Below are 17,014 nucleotides of genomic sequence, written 5' to 3'. Positions count from 1 at the left end.
AACGACATTAGTTTGCCAGCGCTATTTTGATGTGCTCGAGGTGATGACGCACGTGCCACGCGGACATGGAGATGGCCTGGCGCTGGTCGAGCGTGATCTTACGGACCGGGTGATAATAGGATACATTCAGTTGTGCCTCGGTGAGGGACTTTGCCAGGAATACAAAACGCTTTACAAGGTGTTCAAACAGATCGAGTGAGTCGGCTACCGGGGAATGGGTGCCGTCGTGCAGCGATACCCAGCCGTCCATGCTCACCAGGGTGAGCTCTTTGTAGTCGGGTTCGGTCAGGGCTTTCTTCATACGAAAAAGGTGGAGCATCTGCATGTCGGCAACGTGCGCCAGCAGTTGCTGGATGTTCCAGGAGCCTGGGCGGTAGGTCTTTTTCAATTCGGCCGGCGTGAGGTTTGTTGTCAGCGCGCGGTACTTAGCGGGGGCCGCGGCGACCGTCTCGATCATGGCGTCGAGCTCGGCAGGAGTAATGGTCGCTTGCGGCGTAAACGGACCGATGGGGAATTTGAGGGCAGTTTCGTCGATGGTGGTCATGGTGTCTGTGGGTTGAGATCAAAGATACGGGATTCTGCCGTACTTGGTTTCCCTCGGCTATGACTTTACGCACCGTCGCTGGGCAGACGAGTTGCCAGGTCCGAGTCTCTGCCCCGGGACGGCGCTAAGACTCGAACCAGGTTTTAGAACCATTGTTATTTATAGGCTTGTTTTAGGACTTGGGCAACGGGGGTGGTTTTGCGGCCGAGGATCTTTTCGAGGTCAGTTGTTTTGTGATCGAATTCGCCGTTGGCGATGCCTTGTCCGAAGCTGGAAACTATACCTACGATCGGGGCGGGGACGCCGTGGCTGGCCAGGGTCTGCTCGAACTCTTTTGCATCGGGAGAGACATACGCGATCTTCTCGCCGGTAACTTCCGAGAGGATGTCGGCTACCTGCGCGAAGGTGAGGGCTTCGCTGCCGTTGAATTCGTAGGTTTTATTTATGTGTGGCGCGAGGTTGGCGAGAATGATCGCTTCTGCTTCGGCGAAATCTTCGCGGGTTACAAAGGCCGTTTTGCCCGTGCCGGCAGGTTGATATACGGTTTTACTTTGCAGCAGTTGTTCTTTCGCACCGAGGAACAACGCTACGACTTCAGCGTAGAGGTTGTGACGGAGCAATGTGTAGGGAATGCCCGATTCCAGGATCCACTTTTCGGTTTGGGCGTGGGCGTTCACCACCAGGTGCAGCGGTGCGGAGGCAGATTCGTCTTTGCGTACGGTGCTGGTATATAGAATGTGTTTCACGCCGGAGGCCTTGGCTGCGTTCACGACATTTTGGTGCTGGGGCAGGCGTGCGTGTACATCGTTGCCCGACACAAAGTATAATACATCGATGCCCTGGAAGGCGGCTGCCAGCGATGCGGGGTCGTTGTAATCGCCGCGGCGCACGTCGAAGCCCTGTGCGCGGAATTGCTGCGCTTTTTCGCCTTGCACGTCGCGTACCAGTACAGCGATATTTTCGACGGCAGTCTTGTTCTTTAAGAAGGTTGCTACCGCGCTGCCGAGTCCGCCGGTGACTCCTGTAATCAATGTTTTTGCCATTTTTTAAGCGTTTTAGTGATATTCGATAGAATGTTGCTGTGCAAAAGTTTATTACTTACTTTTGGTAAGTCAAAGGTATCTGCCGGTCCGTGGCTGCACAAGAAGTTACGGCGAGGTCAGGCACTTACCTGTGGGTAACTCTTGTTGAATATGAAGGTGTTATGACTGAAAATATTTTGAAAAAATATTCGGAGACGGTGGATTGCCCCGTGCGGAACGTGTTGGATCGCTTCGGCGATAAGTGGTCTACGTTGGTGATCCTGATCCTGGGTGACACGGGCACGTTGCGTTTTAATGAGCTGCATCGATTGATGGAAACGGTGTCGGAGAAGATGCTGACGGTAACGTTGAAGAAGCTCGATGCCGACGGCCTGGTGAAACGCACGCTTTACCCACAGGTGCCGCCACGGGTTGAATACGAGCTGACGGAGCGCGGCCGGAGCTTGTTGCCGTTGTTACAAGGCCTGGTGGACTGGGCGAATGAAAATATGCCCGAGATACAGAAGTCGCGGGAGCAGTATCAGGCGGCGTAGCGAATAATTATACTTCTTGTTAATGCCTCTGATTGAATTAACCACTTTGATTCATGCGCCGATCGAACGGTGTTTCAATTTGGCTCGGAGTATCGATCTGCATAAGCTTTCAACAGAAGGTACGGATGAAGAAGCGATCGATGGTGTTACTTCGGGCCTAATTGGTATGGACCAACAGGTAACCTGGCGTGCCCGGCATTTTGGCGTTACCCAGACGCTGACATCGAAAATCACGCGTTACGAATACCCCTATTACTTTCGGGATGAAATGATGCGTGGTGCTTTTAAAACGATTTGCCATGATCACATCTTTGAGCGGTCCGGTGATCACACGGTCATGAAAGATCGATTTGAGTTTGAATCGCCGGCGGGGATATTGGGAGTGATTATTAATAAGCTAATTCTGGAGAAGTATTTACATAATTTTCTGGTAAAGCGTAATAGCCTCATAAAGGCGGTTGCAGAAGGGGAGACGTGGAAGGATTTACGTTAGCAATTGATTCTACGAGGGTATATAGGGCCCTCCCGGCACGCCCCAGCCCCAGGCGGGCATCGGTTCGTTGGTGCCGAGGGGGTTTTCTTCCAGGCTTGAGTTTATGACCGCCAGTCGGGTGCCCCACTCCAGGTAGGCCATGAAGGCCGAGCGAAATTCAGGGTCGTCGGGTAGCGCCAGCGTATCGGCAGTCTCTACCAGCAGTTTCACCCATTGCTTACGGTGGGCTTCAGTGAGGTGTTTGCCGATATGTTTCTGGATCATCTTGAAGTGGCTGCCCTCGGCGGTGCTATAGAACTTCGGTCCGCCGAAAACCTCCGCCACGAAATGTGCTACATGAAGCCGATGGTCGGGAGACATGTGTTTGAAGACGGGCTCCAGCAAAGGGTCTTGCAGCACTTTGTCATAAAACGAGGCCATAAGCTTTTCAAATACGGGCATGCCCCCGGCCCATTCATAGAGTGTAGGAACTGTCTTCATGAGGCTATAGTTAGCCTTTGTTCCCCTGAAATCAAAGCATTTGTATTGCCAAATCGTGTTAAAATACAAGCTCCATCTTTACGTTGGCAGTCACAAAGGGGCTGTCGGTCACATGGATGTGTTTGAATCCGTATTGTTCATACAGGCCTATCGCCGTTTGAAGTTGGTCGTTGGAAAAGAGAATAATCTTTTTGGCGCCAAGCGTGCGGGCGGTGTCGAGACATTTCTCCAGCAGTAATTTGCTGATGCCTTTGCCGCGCCAGGGAGGTACCACCGTCATTTTGGCGAGCTCGTAAACGCCGTCATGCTCGTGAATGAGGGCAGCGCTGCCGATGATTGCACCGTTGTCTTCCGCCAGGTAAATCACGCCTCCGGTGTTGATAATCGTGCCTCGCGGGTCGTCGAGCATTTGGATGTCATGGCTTTCGAGGAGTTGGTATTTTTCAAGCCACTCCACGTTGATGCGTTTGAAGTCGGAAGCGTGGGCGTCGGTGTAGTCGATGATGCGGGACATACTTCTTTACAATATAGCAGGTAAAGTCCGAAATCAGCGCGTAAAAAACAAAACACCCACGGACGTGCCGCGAGCGTTTTGTCGGATAGACGCAAGGTATTACCGGTTCGCCTTTTTTCCGAAGAGGCGTTCTGTCATTTCCGGCAAGCGCAGGCATGCGCCGATCCAGATAATGCTCTCCAGAATGACTGGAAACAGGATATCCTGGTTGTGCTGCAGGTGTGTGGCGATGGCGCCGCCCAGGTACGAGGAAAGCAGGAGGAGCCCCGGCATGGCTGTTCTCGGTAAAACGAATAATACTGTGGAAAGTAATTCGATCAAGCCCAGCACGCGATACGTAGCGGGAGACAGTCCGAACGAAGTGCCCATTTGTATGGAATGTTGTGACAACGCTATCTTATCGATGGCAGAGGCGGCAAGCGCGAGTGCCACTGTGCCGCAAAGAATCCAGCTTGTTATGCTTTTTGCTTTAGAGCTCATGACCATCGTTATTTTATTGTCATGCCTCCATCGATGAAAAACTCGCCGCCGGTAATGAACGATGACGTTTCGTTGTTAGCCAGATACAAGATCAGGCTGGCTACATCGTTGGCGGTTCCCGTTTTCGACAGGGGTACTTGCCGGATCACGGCCTCCCGCATGCCTTTCAGCGTTTGCTCGTCAAAGCCGAACTTGTGTACAATATCGGTATCGGTCGGTCCGGGGCTGACGACATTTACGCGGATCTTTCTTGGAGCAAATTCCACGGCGGCAATTCGCATGAGCGTATTGAGCGCCGCTTTGCTGGCGGCATAAACCGACGTGCCGGGTGTGGACATCGAGGCGCTGTTGGACGATATCATGACGATGGCGGCACCGTCTTGTAGGATCGGAAGGAACTTCTGGACAGCAAAAAAAGCGCCTTTGAAGTTTATGCCCACCATGGTGTCGAATGTCTCCTCGGACGTTACCGCGATCGGCTGAAAGGCGGCCACGCCTGCGTTCACGACGAGAATATCAACCTTTCCATAGTGTGATGCTACATAGCGCACGAGGCCATCGGTGTCTGCCAGCGTGCCTTGATCGCCGTGGTAATGATCTACTTCCAATGACTTCGCCGCGACGTGCAGCGGTTCTTTTCTTCGCCCTGTAATGACCACCTTCGCGCCTTGCTGTTTTAATGCCTGCGCCGTGGCAAACCCGATGCCGCTGTTGCCACCTGTGACTACCGCGACCTTATTTTCAAATGCATTCATGATTTTTGAATTATACATGCGAAACTATTGGCGCTGTAGGGTAAGTTTGTTATCTGTTACAGATTGGTTACTAGTTACAAAAATGTTACTATGGTAAAACATGCAAAAGACTGCGATGACGCGCACTTTGCCGTACAAGACACGCTCTATGTCATCGGCGGCAAATGGAAGATGGTGATCCTTTCTATTCTCGTACGGTTTGGTACAAAGCGTTTTGGAGAACTGGCGCGTCTGACGGGTATTTCGGCCCGCATTCTTTCAAAGGAGCTGAATGAGCTGGAGCAAAACAAGCTGATCAGCCGCAAGGTATGCGATACCAAGCCGATCACGGTCGAGTATTCGGCTACGGCGTATTCCAAATCCCTGCACGAGGTTATTAATGCGATGATCAAGTGGGGGAGGAACCATAAGAAGAAGATCCGGGAGAAGTAACAGGTGCTACCCTATCGATAGGAGGATAACGTGGTTGTCGTCGACCAACATTGTCAGGCTATCGCGAATTGCTTTTATTCCGAGGATTTCTCCTTCCACTAACGCCGGGTCGTCTTCTTCTGCAAAGTCTATGTTGAATGCCCGTAATTCCTCGGTCGTGAGCTGCTCCGGTGTTAATTTGTCCAGGTATTGTTGACGGTGCTTGTGCGTCAGGATGAGGTTGGTGTCGCCGCGCTTTTGTGAGATGTCGTCGGCGATTTCATCGTGCTCACTTTTCATGAGGTCAATTCCTTTTTCTTCCAGGAAAGAGAGCAGCGTGGCAAATACATGACCGGAGGCCTGGAAGTCGATCACTTCGCGACTGTTTGCCGCGAGCCAGCGGGAGTACGTATCGACGGTCTTTTTCGACAGCCAGGTCTTCTGGATTTTGGCTTCGGCGTTTGACAGCAGCGCGGGTAGCTTATCCGTTTCGAGCAGGCGGAAGGTAGCGATGGACGACATGTGTGTTATCGGTTATTTCATGGTTGTTATTCCTTTGCTGAACGCTTCCTTCTGAAATTTGGAAGTAGTATCGCTGTATAGATCGGACCAGACGGACAGGGTATTCGTGTCGGGTTCGAATCGGATAACAAAGGAATGGTAGGCGTTTTTTTTAACGTCGGTCGCTTCGCCGGTCACGCCGATATCAAAATCGGAGTATGCGATCTCGGTGATCAGGAGGTGCCGGTGTGCATCGGCAGTCGTTTGGTACAAAATGGCGTAGTCGCCGATCTTGGTGGCTGTTCGAAGCGTCGACACCAGGCTATCAAAATCGATAGGGGAGAATTTCTCCCGTTTCCCGTACGGGATGTCAAGGGCCTCAGCAACGCCTGCCGCTTTTGTGCCGTCTTTTTTGAGGGCGTTGATTAAACTGCCGACGGAGGATTTGTCAACGGCGGACATGATCTTGCGATAAACGACATAAGAGGTTCCGGCGATGGCGAGCAGTGCGAGCCAGATGAGTTTTGAAGGGATTCCCATGGGATATACAATTGCAGGCTAAATATAATGGAATTGCGATAATTTGTTCGTAGTATCGATTTGTGAAGCGCTTCTCGACGTGGAGGGGATAAATATAAGATCGTACATTTGAGTTATGGAAAATATTCTGCTGACCGGTGGTACCGGTAATCTGGGTAAAACGGTTGTAAAGGTCTTGTCCGACGCGGGCTATCACCTGCACCTGGCCGTACGGAAGAATGTCGAAGAGACTGCTTCAACAGTATCGTACTATCCGACGGACCTGGCCGACAGCGGGCAGGTCGGCACCTTTGTGCAGAAGGTTGTCGATGGAGGGAAGCGCATCCAGGCGGGAGTATTTTTGGCGGGAGGCTTTGCAGCAGGTAACCTGGCAAAGGCGACGATGGAGGATATCGAAGGGATGGTCGAAGTGAATTTCGCCACGGCGTTCAACGTTGCGCAGAAGCTGATTGCGCATTACCGCACCGTTGGCGGCGGCCGGCTGGTTTTTGTCGGCTCCAAAGCGGCCATGGATTTCAACTCGGCGAGTAACAACCTGGCGTATTCGTTATCGAAGCAGATGCTGTATAACTTTTCTGCGCTGATCAATGCGTCGGAGAAGGCTCATGGCATTACATCACATATCTTGCTGCCGGGCACGATCGATACGGAGACCAACCGCGGCTTTATGCCGAACGCGGACTTTTCAAAGTGGGTAAAGCCGGAGGTTATCGCGGGTGTGGTCAAAGATCTTGTTAGCGGGAAAGAAGAGCGGGCGGTGATCGGGTTCTGACACGGGGTCATTAAGTTTGGAGTAAGCATATATTTTTTTGAAATGGACATTTGTCAATCTTGCAAAAAGAACCCCGTTGAGGTCATCGATGATAGTGATAACCCCGCGTATCCCTATAAGGTTTGTACTGGTTGCCATGAACGGTTGGTAAGCCGGGCGCTGCGTCCCCGGGAATATTTCAACCTGGCCGCCCTGCATGGCATAACGTATCACCTGTGCGACGATTTTTACGATGATGATGGCACCGCTTGTGACCCTGAAATAGAAGTAGTGTTCGATCCGGCCCTGGCCTTTCCAGCACTGGGTGAGCTGCGTGACCTGCCATCGATCGTTGATTATGCCATTGTAAAATGGAGTGTGCCCGATGACGCGGTTCAGGCAATTACACAATTTGAAAAGAAAGAAATCCTGCGCGAGCTCGACAAACGGTTGAGCCTGAACAGGGGGCTTTCTTCACGGATCTATGAGCTTGTGGCCGTGACGCTTGGTGGGTATGCGGATGAGTGGATCGTCAGGCAGTGGGAGGCAAGAACAGAGGACGATTTCCCCATGTATGCCGAGGCGTTGGCAAAGTGCCTGGAGCCGGACCTGGGCTTTGCGCTGTATAGCCAACAGGTTGAGCGGATGGAGCAGCCCGGCGGGATGGTAGACGCAATGACGGGTTTGATCTACTTTCAGTCAAAGGCAGGGTTGCAGTGGATCGAGGCGAATGTGGGGCGGGTATCAAACATATCGAATGAATGGGGCTACCTGGCAGTTGCCTCTCAGTTTGATTGGCCTACGGCCAAGCGATGGCTGGAGGGTGGAAGACCGTTAAGCCTCATTGCGCTCGATGCGCTGGGTAATTGTGCTGTTACCTCAGAGACCGTGAATAGTACGCATTGGCTGCAGAACAATCCACAGCGGTTGCTGGCTCCGGATTCCGTGGAAGAGATGAATCGTGTTCTTCTGCAGTATGGTGAAGTAGATAAGGTGCCTCGTGTTCGTTCGAAGATCAGTTACATCATCGACAGTTGGGAGCGGATTTTGAAGTGATAGCGTATTTTGACACAAATCACCTCTGTTGATGTCACGATCACAACCTCTGTGTTATGCATCGCCTGCCGATATTTGTAATATCAATTTAAAGGATTACAAACTAAAACTTGAAATTTATGTCTAACAGCGTTTCATTACATCGCATACTAAAAGCAACACCGGAAAAAGTATTCCGGGCGTTTACACAAGCATCCGCCATCGCGTCGTGGTTGCCACCGTACGGATTTATCTGTACCGTCGACCATCTCAAAGCAGAGAAGGGTGGTACATTCAAGATGGCATTCGAAAACTTTTCAACCGGCAACAGCCATTCCTTCGGCGGTACCTACATAGAATTTAAACCCGGTGAGCTGTTGAAGTATACCGACAAATTTGACGACCCGAACCTGCCGGGAGAAATGACCACGTCTGTTTCCCTTCGGCAAACTATCGCCGGCACAGAGATCAAGATCTTACAGGAAGGAATCCCGGCCGCCATACCGGCAGAGATGTGCTATTTAGGTTGGCAGGAATCGCTGGAAAAGCTGGCGAAGCTGGTTGAGCCGGTGATTCCGGATGCTTAACACAACGCGCGGGTCAATGTGGAAGAGGCCGAAATTGTCGGCCCTTCCGGGTCAGAGGGTAAGCGTCAGCAGGTTGGTATCGCGGATGTAGGCCGTGGCGCCCTGCCATTGGATCTTCACCCACACGTCTTTGCGTCCCAGGATCTCGACCCGGTGGCCGCCACCGACTACCGACACAACGCCTGCTCCGGGCGACGGACCGTCCATCAGCACCGTGTTGTCGTGCGCCACAATGCCGTTCTCGCCCCGGTTACTCAGGAAGCCATGCATGCCGAGCGATCCCAGCACCAGGAACAGTAGCACCAGCGCCACCACGGGGTTTCTTTTCTTTCGGCGCAGCACGAACGCAATGCTCAAAAAAAGCACGGCCAGGGCCATCAACGATAGCCCAATAGGCCAGCGGAAGTCGTGGTAGAACGACAGGGCCTGCACGGCGTCGGTTTGTTTGTAGCCCTCCAGGTTGTATTTCCCGGCCAGCTCTTCCATTTTATCAAGTACGGCCTGGTCGTTGGTGGCGTCAAAATAGAGGTTCAGGTAGAACAGCGCCTGCCCCGCCTGCCCGAGTCCCTCTTCGATGTAGGCCATTTTGAGGAGCATGGCGGGCGTATATTGGTTGGAGGCAAAGATGGCGCGGTAGTGCTCCATGGATTGCGTATAGCGCTTCCCTTTGAAAAGAGAATCAGCGGTTTGCAAACGAAACGACGATGTTTGCCCCGTCGCGGTCCCGGCAAAAAAGAGGAGGGAAGAGAAAATTATGAAAATAATTTTTGCGGGGAGTATTTGCTTATTAATCATGTCGTGTTACCTTTGCAGCCTCAATTACGGAAAATACCCCGAAATTGACAAGAATTAGAAGATTTCTTGATTCCGTAGCTCAGCTGGTAGAGCAATACACTTTTAATGTATGGGTCCTGGGTTCGAATCCCAGCGGGATCACGCGGTAGTAATCAACAACACTCAAAACCGCTCAAACAGAAAGTTTGAGCGGTTTTTTTGTTTTATACCCATCAGATAAGCACTTAAACACTCAAACAAAAGTGAGTAATTCGGTGAGTACTTTTCACCACTTACATTTACTCACCGAATAAGCTGCAATGCGCTGAATGACAGTGTATTGCAGGCGCTCAAATGCTGTCAAAAACACTCAAAGAACACTCATGACAGCAACTTATTCGGTGAGTAAATATGAAAAACAGGCAAACGTTCTCAATCCTCGTCTGGGCATACCGTGGCAAGCAAAAAGAAAATCAAGCCACTCTCTACGCCCGCATTACAGTTAACGGCAAGCGTGCAGAAATTTCACTGAGCAGGAAAGTAGACCCCGCTCTTTGGGACGAAGATAATTGCCGCGTCAAAGGTGCCTCGGCTCACGCCGACGAGACAAACGAGTTCCTCGATCTTGCAAAAGGTGAGCTGCGACAAACCTTCCTCATGCTCAAAGCCACCGGCGAGACAGTTACTGCGGAGGCAATCAAAAACAAATACCTGGGAGTAGAAGAGCATCGGAAATTCCTCCTCGAAGTCTTCAAAGAGCACAACGAGCACTCCAAAGCATTAGTCGGTACCGATCTTGCCCAGGGCACGTATAAAAGATACTTGGTCACCTATGGCAAACTACAGCGGTTCATCAAGACCCGGTATAAAAAATCCGATGTTGCTGTCAAAGACTTGGGCTACGAGTTCATCAGCGACTTTGAATTTTTCCTTAAAACGTCCGACAAGATCGCACACAACACATGCCTGCAGTATGTCAAGATCTTGAAGAAGATCTCCCACCTGTGCGTACTCAAAAAATGGGTCGTAAGCGATCCGTTCCAAGGATTCAAATGTATCGGCGATGAGGTAGAGCGGGAAATACTAAACCAAGAGCAGCTCCAAACGCTCATGCAGAAGACATTCCCGTCCAAGCGCTTGGAAGAGGTTCGTGACGTTTTCTTGTTTAGTTGCTTCACGGGATACGCCTACGCCGACGTGCGCAAGCTCACGCCCGACGATATAGGCACAGGCCTCGATGGCGAGCGCTGGATTTTCACGTCCAGGACAAAGACGAAAACTAAATCCAATATCATGCTGCTTCCAGTTGCTCTGCAACTGATTGAAAAATATAGAGATCATCCTGTCTGCGTCACCCGGGGCACGTTGTTCCCCGTCAAGAGCAATCAGAAATACAATGATTACCTGAAAGAGATTGCCGCGCTATGCGGGTTTAAACTTGAACTCACCACGCACATTGCCCGACATACGTTTGCTACTACGGTAACGTTGTCCAACGATGTGCCGATCGAAACTGTCAGTTCCATGCTCGGGCACAAGAGTCTCCGTACAACCCAGATTTACGCAAAGGTCGTCCAGGCGAAAGTCAGTAAAGATATGAAGCAGTTGCGCGGCAAACTCTTCGATCCGGCTTCACAAGAAGTAGTTCCTGCAACCAAACCAGGCACGGCAGCATGAATTACGAATCATATAACGCTGTTGCCGTCAGCTCAGACGATAGCATATTCGCGTTTACCAGCATCGGCCCTAAGGGCGAAATAAAGAAAATCGTCGCCATCGTGCCTACGAAACGGCCGGGTTACTATAATCTCGGATTTGGAGATCTCCATGCAGACAGCTCGATGCCCGATGATAAAGTTGTCACTAGCAATGGAGACAGAGACAAGATTTTGGCCACCATCGCGCAAATTGTAGACCGCTATACAACCAGATACCCGCGCCGCTGGCTATACCTGCGAGGCAGCACCGCTGCGCGATCGCGGTTATACCGCATGGCTATCAACGCCAACCTTGCAGAGCTGTCGGCAAAGTATGAAATTCTCGGAGCCTTTGAAGATAAAACACCTCAACCCTTTGCCTCCGGCGTGCCATTCGATGTCTTTTTGATTAGAAGGAAAAATTACTAACTTTAATGTATGAAAACACAGCAGTCAAAGAACACGAAAGTGAAATTCATTGTGGATAAACGCCTTGATGGAATTGACGTGACTAAAATGTTCCCAGAGCAACTAGCCGCCGCCAATAAGCATTTAGAGAAAATCAAGCTTCCTCAGACGAAGTAATAGTGGCAGAGAACCCCATACAAAAGGGATGGCACCAGCCATCCCTTTTGTATTTAAAACACTCCAATTGTATGATACATGAGGGAGTGAATTAATTAATCCCCGAATACATATCGAATAAACCATCGAGGGCGGCCCAACAACCCAAAGCCGCCCCGATGGCACCGCCGGCTACCCCGCTTCCTTCAAACTCCCCGGCTGTCCTGGTGAAAGAGAAATCACCAGCTTATCATCAACATAATCCACAACTACCCGGGCACCCGCTTCAAAGCCAACCTGCCCCAGCCATAATCCGCGCAAGCGCAGCTCCGGCACCCATACACCCCGCGACTGCTCGCGTTCCTGGTGTCTCTCACTTACCGTCAATGTCCGCTGTTTAAAAGCGCCCACTTCGTTGCTTACAATTTGCTCCCTATCGTCAGTACGCATAATTGTCAAAGCTATCCAACCACAGTTCGTCACTATTTTCAACATCCGCAGCATTGTGTACAAAGTCAGAAGTTGCTACAGGCTGCGTGCCCCGATGCGATTTAATCACCTCATAAACGTCGCTCGCCACCTCTCTGTAGTTACTCATGTCTGCCTTCACCCGCGCGGCATACCGCTGCACCAAGTCCAGGTACCATTGCCAGCCGTCGTCTGGTATTCGTAGCGTTGCCAAACTGCTATGAAGCGCATAACCCAGTTGATACTCCAGCCTCTTCATCTCCGCGTCATGGTTGCGTTGCAATACTTTGCTTTCAAATTCATACGGCCGATGCGACTGTTTTATGATGTTCTGTTTATAGGCTTTCAAAACTTCGCCAAGAACGTATAGTGGCGTTCCCTTGGCGGGTTCGCTAACAACCTCTTTCCATTTGCCAAATTGCATGTTTTAAGATTTTAAAATTTCAGATAACTTCTTACGGATTGCCTTCATCTCTTTACGGAACTCCCTACGTCTAATAGCATAGATGGTATCCTCCGACCTGTAACCTCCACTGTTCAAGAACGCCAAACTTTCAGGGTCAACTATCACACCGCTCCGGATAAGGTGCTCCTCCAAACGCAGTCCCATATAGACGTTAAACGCTCCGCGGGTAATGTCCTCCGGTCTGTCGCCCAATCGTATCGCCTGTTCGTCTACCTTGTTCAGATAAGCCTGTATCGTCACCAGGTCATATTCACCCGGCTTCAAACCACACGGTCCCACGTTTTTGTCACGCTCAACACTGCGTCTAAACCTCATGTCCTCCCTCGTGATCCGAATGTCGTCATGAATCACCGCAAGAGCCTCCACTATGTCTGGCGGTATTGTAAAACCTCCGTATTCCAAATTTTTTACATACATGTTGTTAAAGGTTACTTGTTACACAATTTTTTCACTTTTTGCCATCTTGTTTTGCCTCCAACGGCCGCCGTCAGTATGTATATTCCATACGTTTCGCCGGCATCATATTGTGAGTAATTAACGTTTAAGGGTCTGTGCGCACATCGCCTTGTTGATGATATTAAATTACGGAGTGGCTATGGTATATCTCTTCCCTTCAACGTTCGCTTTTAACTATGCTTCGTCTGTATTTAACCACGCATTGGGTATACTATTTCCCTAAAATTGATTTGAAAACCCCTATTGCGGAGACATTAAAAAGTATATATTTGTGATATGACCGATGCGCCAAAAACAAGCAAGACCATCCATCATGGCAGGAACGTAAAACGCTTCCGCGAAATGTTGGGTTATAAACAAGAAGCCTTTGCCGATAAGCTGGGGGGAGACTGGACCGTGAGAAAGATTTCCTACTACGAGAACAAGGAGGTAATCGAAGCCGAACTCATCGATGAGTTGGCCAAAGCTCTAAATGTTCCTGCAGAAGCTATTCTTAATTTTGACGAAGAGAAGGCAGTGTACAATATCCAGCACAACTACGAGGGTGCTCAAGTTAGCAACAGTCCCAATTATCAGTATAACAGCCAGTGTACTTTCAATCCACTCGACAAATACGTTCAGTTGGTCGATGATAACAAGAAGCTGTATGAGGATAATAAAACACTCTACGAGGCGCTCTTAAAATCAGAGCGCGAGAAAAACGCCTTACTCGAAAGGCTTCTTGCCGAGAGATCAAAATAGCCCATCCCGCCGCCGAAAGGTGGCTTTTTTATGATCAATACCGTGTCCGCACACGGAAGCCGGTCATCATTATTACTCTACTTTTCCCTATAAAGTATACTTTTTGGGGAAACGTAGTTCCCCACCCGCCCGCCCCAAACCTGGACTTAAAAGTATACATTTCCCAATTTGGTATAACTTTTGGGGAAACATTCCGTTTTGTACAATATACTGTCCAATCACCCCAAGACCATGAAAACGTTGCACCAAGCGAGTAATCTGGAGATCACCCATTTACTCCAACCAAACATCCTTTACTGTAACTGGACCGGCCCACAAACAACGGAAGGCATAATGCGATCCGGCGCCATTATACTCGACCTCCAGGCACAGCACGTCTTCCAAAACATTTTGAACGACAATACCCAGGTCGTTGGACCCTGGCACCTGGCCGCCCGTTGGACCGCCGACGAATGGTTTCCTGCTATGGTCGGCGCCGGCCTATCACAGTTCGCATGGATACTATCTCCGGACATATTCGCCGAAGCCTCCGCGAAACGCGCACTACCTACCGGCGACCTGGTCACGACATTTAAATCCTACGAAGAAGCCTTCGCCTGGCTAACGCATAAGCCGTAAGGCCACACCATTTTTTTATTTCGCTGTCCTGCCAGTGCCTCCGCGCCGCCGGCCTGGGCCTGCCATGACTTTTTTATCTCTCCGATACTGTTAAATGAAAACGATAGTCAAACAAAAATCCCGATACGAGTTACAACGACTCGAAAATGTAATCATCAAAGACCTCGCCCTTTTCTTCAAACATACGCCCGACCTCGAGCACGAATTTCTCCCCGACTTTTTAGCGATTGTCAATGAGGAGGTGCAGAGCGTTAAAGAAAACCTCACTCTTAGCCCCCTGGCCTTCGACAAACCCGCCGATCGCCGCCGCTACATTCGGTACCATCACCACGCCCTTTTAACCTTAGCCGGCCAATTGCTAAGATACGCAACCCCAGCCGACCTGGACCATGTCCGGCTCCAGCCCGGTCCCCAGACCCTCAGCCAGATTCTCTACCATGCCATCGAAGATCTTCTCGACTTCATTCGCACACACTTCCCACAACACATCGACCAGGATGCGTGGCTCCCGGTTTCCTACCAGCTGATCGTGCGCTACCGCCTTTGCAACGATCTGCCCACACTCCGCACCGCGTTGCTACGCCGTGGCGTAAGCCTCGACCTGGTAGCCGTCGCCATGCTTCCGCTTACCCAGCTTACCGGCGACACGGACCCTAACCATGTCACGCACCGCACGGTCGCCTACCTCGACCAGCTCAAGAAGCGCCTCTTCCGCCTGGCGGCCTCGCCTGTAGGCAACCCCAACAGGCAGCTCGTCGAACTGCTCTGCGAGCTTAATTTCAATTCCCCCGAGTTTGTCGCCTATTGCATCGCTTACATGAAATACGACCTACGCAACGTCCTTCCCACGGCCGACGGCGGACCGATGGTATTATACCGGTTCCGGAAACTTCTTCTTCAAATCCAGCCTGCCTCGGCCGTGGCTCTCCATCCCTCGCTACCTCCACTGCAGGAAAGACTCTGCGCCTGGATCGATGCCGAACTTTCCTATAGCGAATCAACCCTGCGGCCGCCCAACGCTACGCCTGTCCCTGACGGCCTGGGCCTTATTTCGAAGATCATTATCATCCTCACCGGCGGGCAACTCAGCTATTTCTTCGGTGTCATGCTTGAGGAGCACATTGTAACCAACAAAAACAAGACCCAGCTTGGAAGGATTCTATCTGCCGTTTTTCACACCACGTACGACGGCAAAAAAGCCGACAGCTACCGGCAACAATTCTACCGGGGCGATCTGGGAATCATGAGAGCCGTTGAGTCCGTTTTAGATAGAATGCTCCAGCGCGTCCGTAAAGACATAGCCAAAAGCGTCCTGCCGTAAAATTTCTTAAAAATATTTTACTACTCATTCTCGCTCAAAGAGACACAAACTTTATCACGTTTCTTCCGCTCGTCATTTCCATTGATCATTTATACCTGTTTTTGACCAATACACAGTCTATACACACTTTTGTGTGTATGGACTTGTATTGTTCTAACGCTTTCATTTGCCACTATCAAACTCTAAACAGTTACGTATGGCAACAGCAAACATTGTTACCCTGGAGGACCTGGAAGTCTTCAAAAAAAACTTACTCAACGACCTGGTTAACATTCTCACCGAACGCAAAAACAACCCCTCCCGGGAGTGGCTAAAATCCGGCGACGTTCGACGCATCCTCATGATCTCGCCCAACACGCTGCAACAGCTACGGGCGAGTGGCAAACTTTCGTTTACCAAGATCGGCAGCATCTACTTCTATGCTTACGCTGACATCGCCAGGATGCTCGAAGAAAACAAAGCACCTACACGAGACGAATACGCGGCCCAATTCGACGATACGCCACCCGTAAAACCACGCAGAAAGTCATGAACTATATCTATCTCATCAGAGGTTGGATGCAGATCATGCGCGAGGACGACCGGACCAGAACCCAGCACTTCGCCCTATACATGACGTTGTTTCAGGAGTGGAACTTCAAATACTTCCGTAACCCGATAGTTCTCAAGCGTGACGAGATCATGCAGCAGGCATGTATCGGTTCCAAGAACTTCTATCTCAAGACGCTCAAGGAACTTGACGAGTGGGGCTACATCCGCTATGAACCGTCCTACGATGCGCGTCAAGGCAGCCGGGTCTACCTACACGTATTTGATATAGGTGGCAGTACAGGTAGCGATACAGGTGGCAGTACAGGTAGCGATACAGGTGACAGTACAGGTAGCAGTATAGGTGGCGATAATGGTCGCAGTAATGGTAGCGGTAATGGTCGAGAGACCATATATAAAACAAATACAAACAGTATAAACAAATTAAACGGTATAAACAAATTAAACGGTATAAACGCTTATGGCACAAGCAATGAAAATTCAAATTTTGTTGACGATCGGGGGACGGACGCGCACGCGCAAGCAACTGGTCCCGGTAATCATCGTCGGAAAAGGGAAACTTCCGGGGGGCGGGGGGCCGGCCGCGGCCACGACATCCCGACCTCAGTCCACGAAGCCCAAGAACTGTCTCGTATACCCAGCTCCGCGCCCCCGCGCCTTCTTCTAATGGCGTGGGGCGGGGGGGGGGTGGAA

The 17,014-nt window shown here is 50.7% G+C and carries 25 protein-coding genes, 1 tRNA gene and 1 pseudogene; 15 read left to right on the top strand and 12 right to left on the bottom strand.

Annotated features, from left to right (window positions below):
• Positions 1–7: 7 nt before the first annotated feature.
• Positions 8–544, bottom strand: a complete 537-nt coding sequence (locus KK078_RS28380) for a DinB family protein (protein ID WP_254093962.1) — start codon at positions 542–544, stop codon at positions 8–10.
• Positions 545–699: 155 nt separating this feature from the next.
• On the bottom strand, positions 700–1,587 hold the full coding sequence (locus tag KK078_RS28375) for an SDR family oxidoreductase (protein ID WP_254093960.1): 888 nt from the start codon (positions 1,585–1,587) through the stop codon (positions 700–702).
• A 161-nt stretch (positions 1,588–1,748) separates the two neighbouring features.
• Between KK078_RS28375 and KK078_RS28370 the strand changes: the two genes are divergently transcribed.
• Together KK078_RS28370 and KK078_RS28365 are read left to right on the top strand one after the other, a co-directional pair.
• Entirely contained in the window at positions 1,749–2,120 is a 372-nt protein-coding gene (locus KK078_RS28370; protein ID WP_254093952.1) for a winged helix-turn-helix transcriptional regulator, read from the top strand.
• Between the two features lie 22 nt (positions 2,121–2,142).
• Positions 2,143–2,613, top strand: coding sequence for an SRPBCC family protein (locus KK078_RS28365; protein ID WP_254093950.1), 471 nt, complete (start codon positions 2,143–2,145; stop codon positions 2,611–2,613).
• 9 nt (positions 2,614–2,622) lie between these two features.
• On the opposite strand, the gene KK078_RS28360 is transcribed toward KK078_RS28365, so the two are convergent.
• The 4 genes from KK078_RS28360 to KK078_RS28345 all read right to left on the bottom strand — a co-directional run bounded on the left by KK078_RS28360 (position 2,623) and on the right by KK078_RS28345 (position 4,842).
• Positions 2,623–3,093, bottom strand: a complete 471-nt coding sequence (locus KK078_RS28360) for a group II truncated hemoglobin (RefSeq protein ID WP_254093948.1) — start codon at positions 3,091–3,093, stop codon at positions 2,623–2,625.
• Positions 3,094–3,151: 58 nt separating this feature from the next.
• Complete coding sequence (locus KK078_RS28355) at positions 3,152–3,607, bottom strand: GNAT family N-acetyltransferase (RefSeq protein WP_254093942.1); 456 nt, start codon at positions 3,605–3,607, stop codon at positions 3,152–3,154.
• A gap of 99 nt (positions 3,608–3,706) precedes the next feature.
• On the bottom strand, positions 3,707–4,087 hold the full coding sequence (locus tag KK078_RS28350) for a DoxX family protein (protein WP_254093940.1): 381 nt from the start codon (positions 4,085–4,087) through the stop codon (positions 3,707–3,709).
• An 8-nt stretch (positions 4,088–4,095) separates the two neighbouring features.
• Complete coding sequence (locus KK078_RS28345; RefSeq protein WP_254093932.1) at positions 4,096–4,842, bottom strand: SDR family oxidoreductase; 747 nt, start codon at positions 4,840–4,842, stop codon at positions 4,096–4,098.
• A gap of 90 nt (positions 4,843–4,932) precedes the next feature.
• Here KK078_RS28345 and KK078_RS28340 point away from each other — a divergent pair, with 90 nt between their 5' ends.
• The gene (locus tag KK078_RS28340) at positions 4,933–5,274 is read left to right on the top strand and encodes a winged helix-turn-helix transcriptional regulator (RefSeq protein ID WP_254093930.1); all 342 of its coding nucleotides are present in this window, start codon (positions 4,933–4,935) and stop codon (positions 5,272–5,274) included.
• Between the two features lie 6 nt (positions 5,275–5,280).
• On the opposite strand, the gene KK078_RS28335 is transcribed toward KK078_RS28340, so the two are convergent.
• Positions 5,281–5,775: a hypothetical protein gene (locus KK078_RS28335; protein ID WP_254093928.1), complete on the bottom strand. Its 495-nt coding sequence runs from the start codon at positions 5,773–5,775 to the stop codon at positions 5,281–5,283.
• 12 nt (positions 5,776–5,787) lie between these two features.
• Positions 5,788–6,294 carry a hypothetical protein gene (locus KK078_RS28330; protein ID WP_254093926.1) on the bottom strand — a complete coding sequence of 169 codons (507 nt, stop codon included), beginning with the start codon at positions 6,292–6,294 and terminating at the stop codon, positions 5,788–5,790.
• A 115-nt stretch (positions 6,295–6,409) separates the two neighbouring features.
• Here KK078_RS28330 and KK078_RS28325 point away from each other — a divergent pair, with 115 nt between their 5' ends.
• The 3 genes from KK078_RS28325 to KK078_RS28315 all read left to right on the top strand — a co-directional run bounded on the left by KK078_RS28325 (position 6,410) and on the right by KK078_RS28315 (position 8,667).
• Complete coding sequence (locus KK078_RS28325; RefSeq protein ID WP_254093924.1) at positions 6,410–7,066, top strand: SDR family NAD(P)-dependent oxidoreductase; 657 nt, start codon at positions 6,410–6,412, stop codon at positions 7,064–7,066.
• A gap of 42 nt (positions 7,067–7,108) precedes the next feature.
• Positions 7,109–8,101: a hypothetical protein gene (locus tag KK078_RS28320; RefSeq protein ID WP_254093922.1), complete on the top strand. Its 993-nt coding sequence runs from the start codon at positions 7,109–7,111 to the stop codon at positions 8,099–8,101.
• A 119-nt stretch (positions 8,102–8,220) separates the two neighbouring features.
• On the top strand, positions 8,221–8,667 hold the full coding sequence (locus KK078_RS28315) for an SRPBCC family protein (protein WP_254093920.1): 447 nt from the start codon (positions 8,221–8,223) through the stop codon (positions 8,665–8,667).
• 51 nt (positions 8,668–8,718) lie between these two features.
• Here the strand turns inward: KK078_RS28315 and KK078_RS28310 are convergent, their stop codons facing one another.
• Positions 8,719–9,312, bottom strand: a complete 594-nt coding sequence (locus KK078_RS28310; protein WP_254093918.1) for an SH3 domain-containing protein — start codon at positions 9,310–9,312, stop codon at positions 8,719–8,721.
• A 218-nt stretch (positions 9,313–9,530) separates the two neighbouring features.
• Here KK078_RS28310 and KK078_RS28305 point away from each other — a divergent pair.
• The 4 genes from KK078_RS28305 (at position 9,531) to KK078_RS28290 (ending at position 11,723) form a co-directional block, all read left to right on the top strand.
• Positions 9,531–9,603 (top strand) — tRNA-Lys (locus KK078_RS28305).
• Positions 9,604–9,852: 249 nt separating this feature from the next.
• Positions 9,853–11,118 carry a site-specific integrase gene (locus KK078_RS28300; RefSeq protein ID WP_254093916.1) on the top strand — a complete coding sequence of 422 codons (1,266 nt, stop codon included), beginning with the start codon at positions 9,853–9,855 and terminating at the stop codon, positions 11,116–11,118.
• Positions 11,115–11,567, top strand: coding sequence for a DUF6934 family protein (locus KK078_RS28295; protein ID WP_254093914.1), 453 nt, complete (start codon positions 11,115–11,117; stop codon positions 11,565–11,567). The genes KK078_RS28300 and KK078_RS28295 overlap by 4 nt, the downstream gene beginning before the upstream one ends.
• 9 nt (positions 11,568–11,576) lie before the next feature.
• Positions 11,577–11,723, top strand: a complete 147-nt coding sequence (locus KK078_RS28290; protein WP_254093912.1) for a hypothetical protein — start codon at positions 11,577–11,579, stop codon at positions 11,721–11,723.
• Between the two features lie 171 nt (positions 11,724–11,894).
• Here the strand turns inward: KK078_RS28290 and KK078_RS28285 are convergent, their stop codons facing one another.
• From KK078_RS28285 to KK078_RS28275, 3 genes are read right to left on the bottom strand one after another with little or no spacing between them, the layout of a single operon-like run.
• Positions 11,895–12,089, bottom strand: a complete 195-nt coding sequence (locus KK078_RS28285; protein WP_254093910.1) for a SymE family type I addiction module toxin — start codon at positions 12,087–12,089, stop codon at positions 11,895–11,897.
• A gap of 52 nt (positions 12,090–12,141) precedes the next feature.
• Positions 12,142–12,594, bottom strand: coding sequence for a hypothetical protein (locus tag KK078_RS28280; RefSeq protein WP_254093908.1), 453 nt, complete (start codon positions 12,592–12,594; stop codon positions 12,142–12,144).
• Positions 12,595–12,597: 3 nt separating this feature from the next.
• Entirely contained in the window at positions 12,598–13,053 is a 456-nt protein-coding gene (locus tag KK078_RS28275) for a hypothetical protein (RefSeq protein ID WP_254093906.1), read from the bottom strand.
• 315 nt (positions 13,054–13,368) lie between these two features.
• On the opposite strand from KK078_RS28275, the gene KK078_RS28270 reads away from it, so the two are divergent.
• From KK078_RS28270 to KK078_RS28250, 5 genes and pseudogenes are all read left to right on the top strand, one after another.
• Entirely contained in the window at positions 13,369–13,833 is a 465-nt protein-coding gene (locus KK078_RS28270) for a helix-turn-helix domain-containing protein (RefSeq protein ID WP_254093904.1), read from the top strand.
• A gap of 333 nt (positions 13,834–14,166) precedes the next feature.
• Positions 14,167–14,451 (top strand): hypothetical protein, encoded by a 285-nt coding sequence (locus tag KK078_RS28265; protein ID WP_254093902.1) that lies wholly within the window; start codon positions 14,167–14,169, stop codon positions 14,449–14,451.
• Positions 14,452–14,545: 94 nt separating this feature from the next.
• Positions 14,546–15,772: a hypothetical protein gene (locus KK078_RS28260; RefSeq protein WP_254093901.1), complete on the top strand. Its 1,227-nt coding sequence runs from the start codon at positions 14,546–14,548 to the stop codon at positions 15,770–15,772.
• A 196-nt stretch (positions 15,773–15,968) separates the two neighbouring features.
• A complete protein-coding gene (locus KK078_RS28255; protein WP_254093899.1) occupies positions 15,969–16,304 on the top strand; it encodes a helix-turn-helix domain-containing protein in 336 nt (111 codons plus the stop codon).
• Positions 16,301–17,014: pseudogene (locus KK078_RS28250) on the top strand (hypothetical protein); the annotation flags it as partial. The gene KK078_RS28255 and the pseudogene KK078_RS28250, both read left to right, overlap by 4 nt.

Source organism: Dawidia soli (genome assembly GCF_018598185.1).
Classification (GTDB): domain Bacteria; phylum Bacteroidota; class Bacteroidia; order Cytophagales; family Cyclobacteriaceae; genus Ohtaekwangia; species Ohtaekwangia soli.
This window is presented reverse-complemented; position numbering and strand designations above follow the sequence as displayed.

Coding starts and splice junctions, on each gene's coding strand:
- KK078_RS28350 (WP_254093940.1), bottom strand. CDS start 4,087: ATGAGCTCTAAAGCAAAAAGCATAACAAGCTGGATTCTTTGCGGCACA.
- KK078_RS28370 (WP_254093952.1), top strand. CDS start 1,749: ATGACTGAAAATATTTTGAAAAAATATTCGGAGACGGTGGATTGCCCC.
- KK078_RS28335 (WP_254093928.1), bottom strand. CDS start 5,775: ATGTCGTCCATCGCTACCTTCCGCCTGCTCGAAACGGATAAGCTACCC.
- KK078_RS28300 (WP_254093916.1), top strand. CDS start 9,853: ATGAAAAACAGGCAAACGTTCTCAATCCTCGTCTGGGCATACCGTGGC.
- KK078_RS28360 (WP_254093948.1), bottom strand. CDS start 3,093: ATGAAGACAGTTCCTACACTCTATGAATGGGCCGGGGGCATGCCCGTA.
- KK078_RS28315 (WP_254093920.1), top strand. CDS start 8,221: ATGTCTAACAGCGTTTCATTACATCGCATACTAAAAGCAACACCGGAA.
- KK078_RS28345 (WP_254093932.1), bottom strand. CDS start 4,842: ATGAATGCATTTGAAAATAAGGTCGCGGTAGTCACAGGTGGCAACAGC.
- KK078_RS28255 (WP_254093899.1), top strand. CDS start 15,969: ATGGCAACAGCAAACATTGTTACCCTGGAGGACCTGGAAGTCTTCAAA.
- KK078_RS28340 (WP_254093930.1), top strand. CDS start 4,933: ATGGTAAAACATGCAAAAGACTGCGATGACGCGCACTTTGCCGTACAA.
- KK078_RS28280 (WP_254093908.1), bottom strand. CDS start 12,594: ATGCAATTTGGCAAATGGAAAGAGGTTGTTAGCGAACCCGCCAAGGGA.
- KK078_RS28355 (WP_254093942.1), bottom strand. CDS start 3,607: ATGTCCCGCATCATCGACTACACCGACGCCCACGCTTCCGACTTCAAA.
- KK078_RS28330 (WP_254093926.1), bottom strand. CDS start 6,294: ATGGGAATCCCTTCAAAACTCATCTGGCTCGCACTGCTCGCCATCGCC.
- KK078_RS28290 (WP_254093912.1), top strand. CDS start 11,577: ATGAAAACACAGCAGTCAAAGAACACGAAAGTGAAATTCATTGTGGAT.
- KK078_RS28380 (WP_254093962.1), bottom strand. CDS start 544: ATGACCACCATCGACGAAACTGCCCTCAAATTCCCCATCGGTCCGTTT.
- KK078_RS28260 (WP_254093901.1), top strand. CDS start 14,546: ATGAAAACGATAGTCAAACAAAAATCCCGATACGAGTTACAACGACTC.
- KK078_RS28365 (WP_254093950.1), top strand. CDS start 2,143: ATGCCTCTGATTGAATTAACCACTTTGATTCATGCGCCGATCGAACGG.
- KK078_RS28320 (WP_254093922.1), top strand. CDS start 7,109: ATGGACATTTGTCAATCTTGCAAAAAGAACCCCGTTGAGGTCATCGAT.
- KK078_RS28325 (WP_254093924.1), top strand. CDS start 6,410: ATGGAAAATATTCTGCTGACCGGTGGTACCGGTAATCTGGGTAAAACG.
- KK078_RS28310 (WP_254093918.1), bottom strand. CDS start 9,312: ATGGAGCACTACCGCGCCATCTTTGCCTCCAACCAATATACGCCCGCC.
- KK078_RS28265 (WP_254093902.1), top strand. CDS start 14,167: ATGCGATCCGGCGCCATTATACTCGACCTCCAGGCACAGCACGTCTTC.
- KK078_RS28295 (WP_254093914.1), top strand. CDS start 11,115: ATGAATTACGAATCATATAACGCTGTTGCCGTCAGCTCAGACGATAGC.
- KK078_RS28275 (WP_254093906.1), bottom strand. CDS start 13,053: ATGTATGTAAAAAATTTGGAATACGGAGGTTTTACAATACCGCCAGAC.
- KK078_RS28270 (WP_254093904.1), top strand. CDS start 13,369: ATGACCGATGCGCCAAAAACAAGCAAGACCATCCATCATGGCAGGAAC.
- KK078_RS28375 (WP_254093960.1), bottom strand. CDS start 1,587: ATGGCAAAAACATTGATTACAGGAGTCACCGGCGGACTCGGCAGCGCG.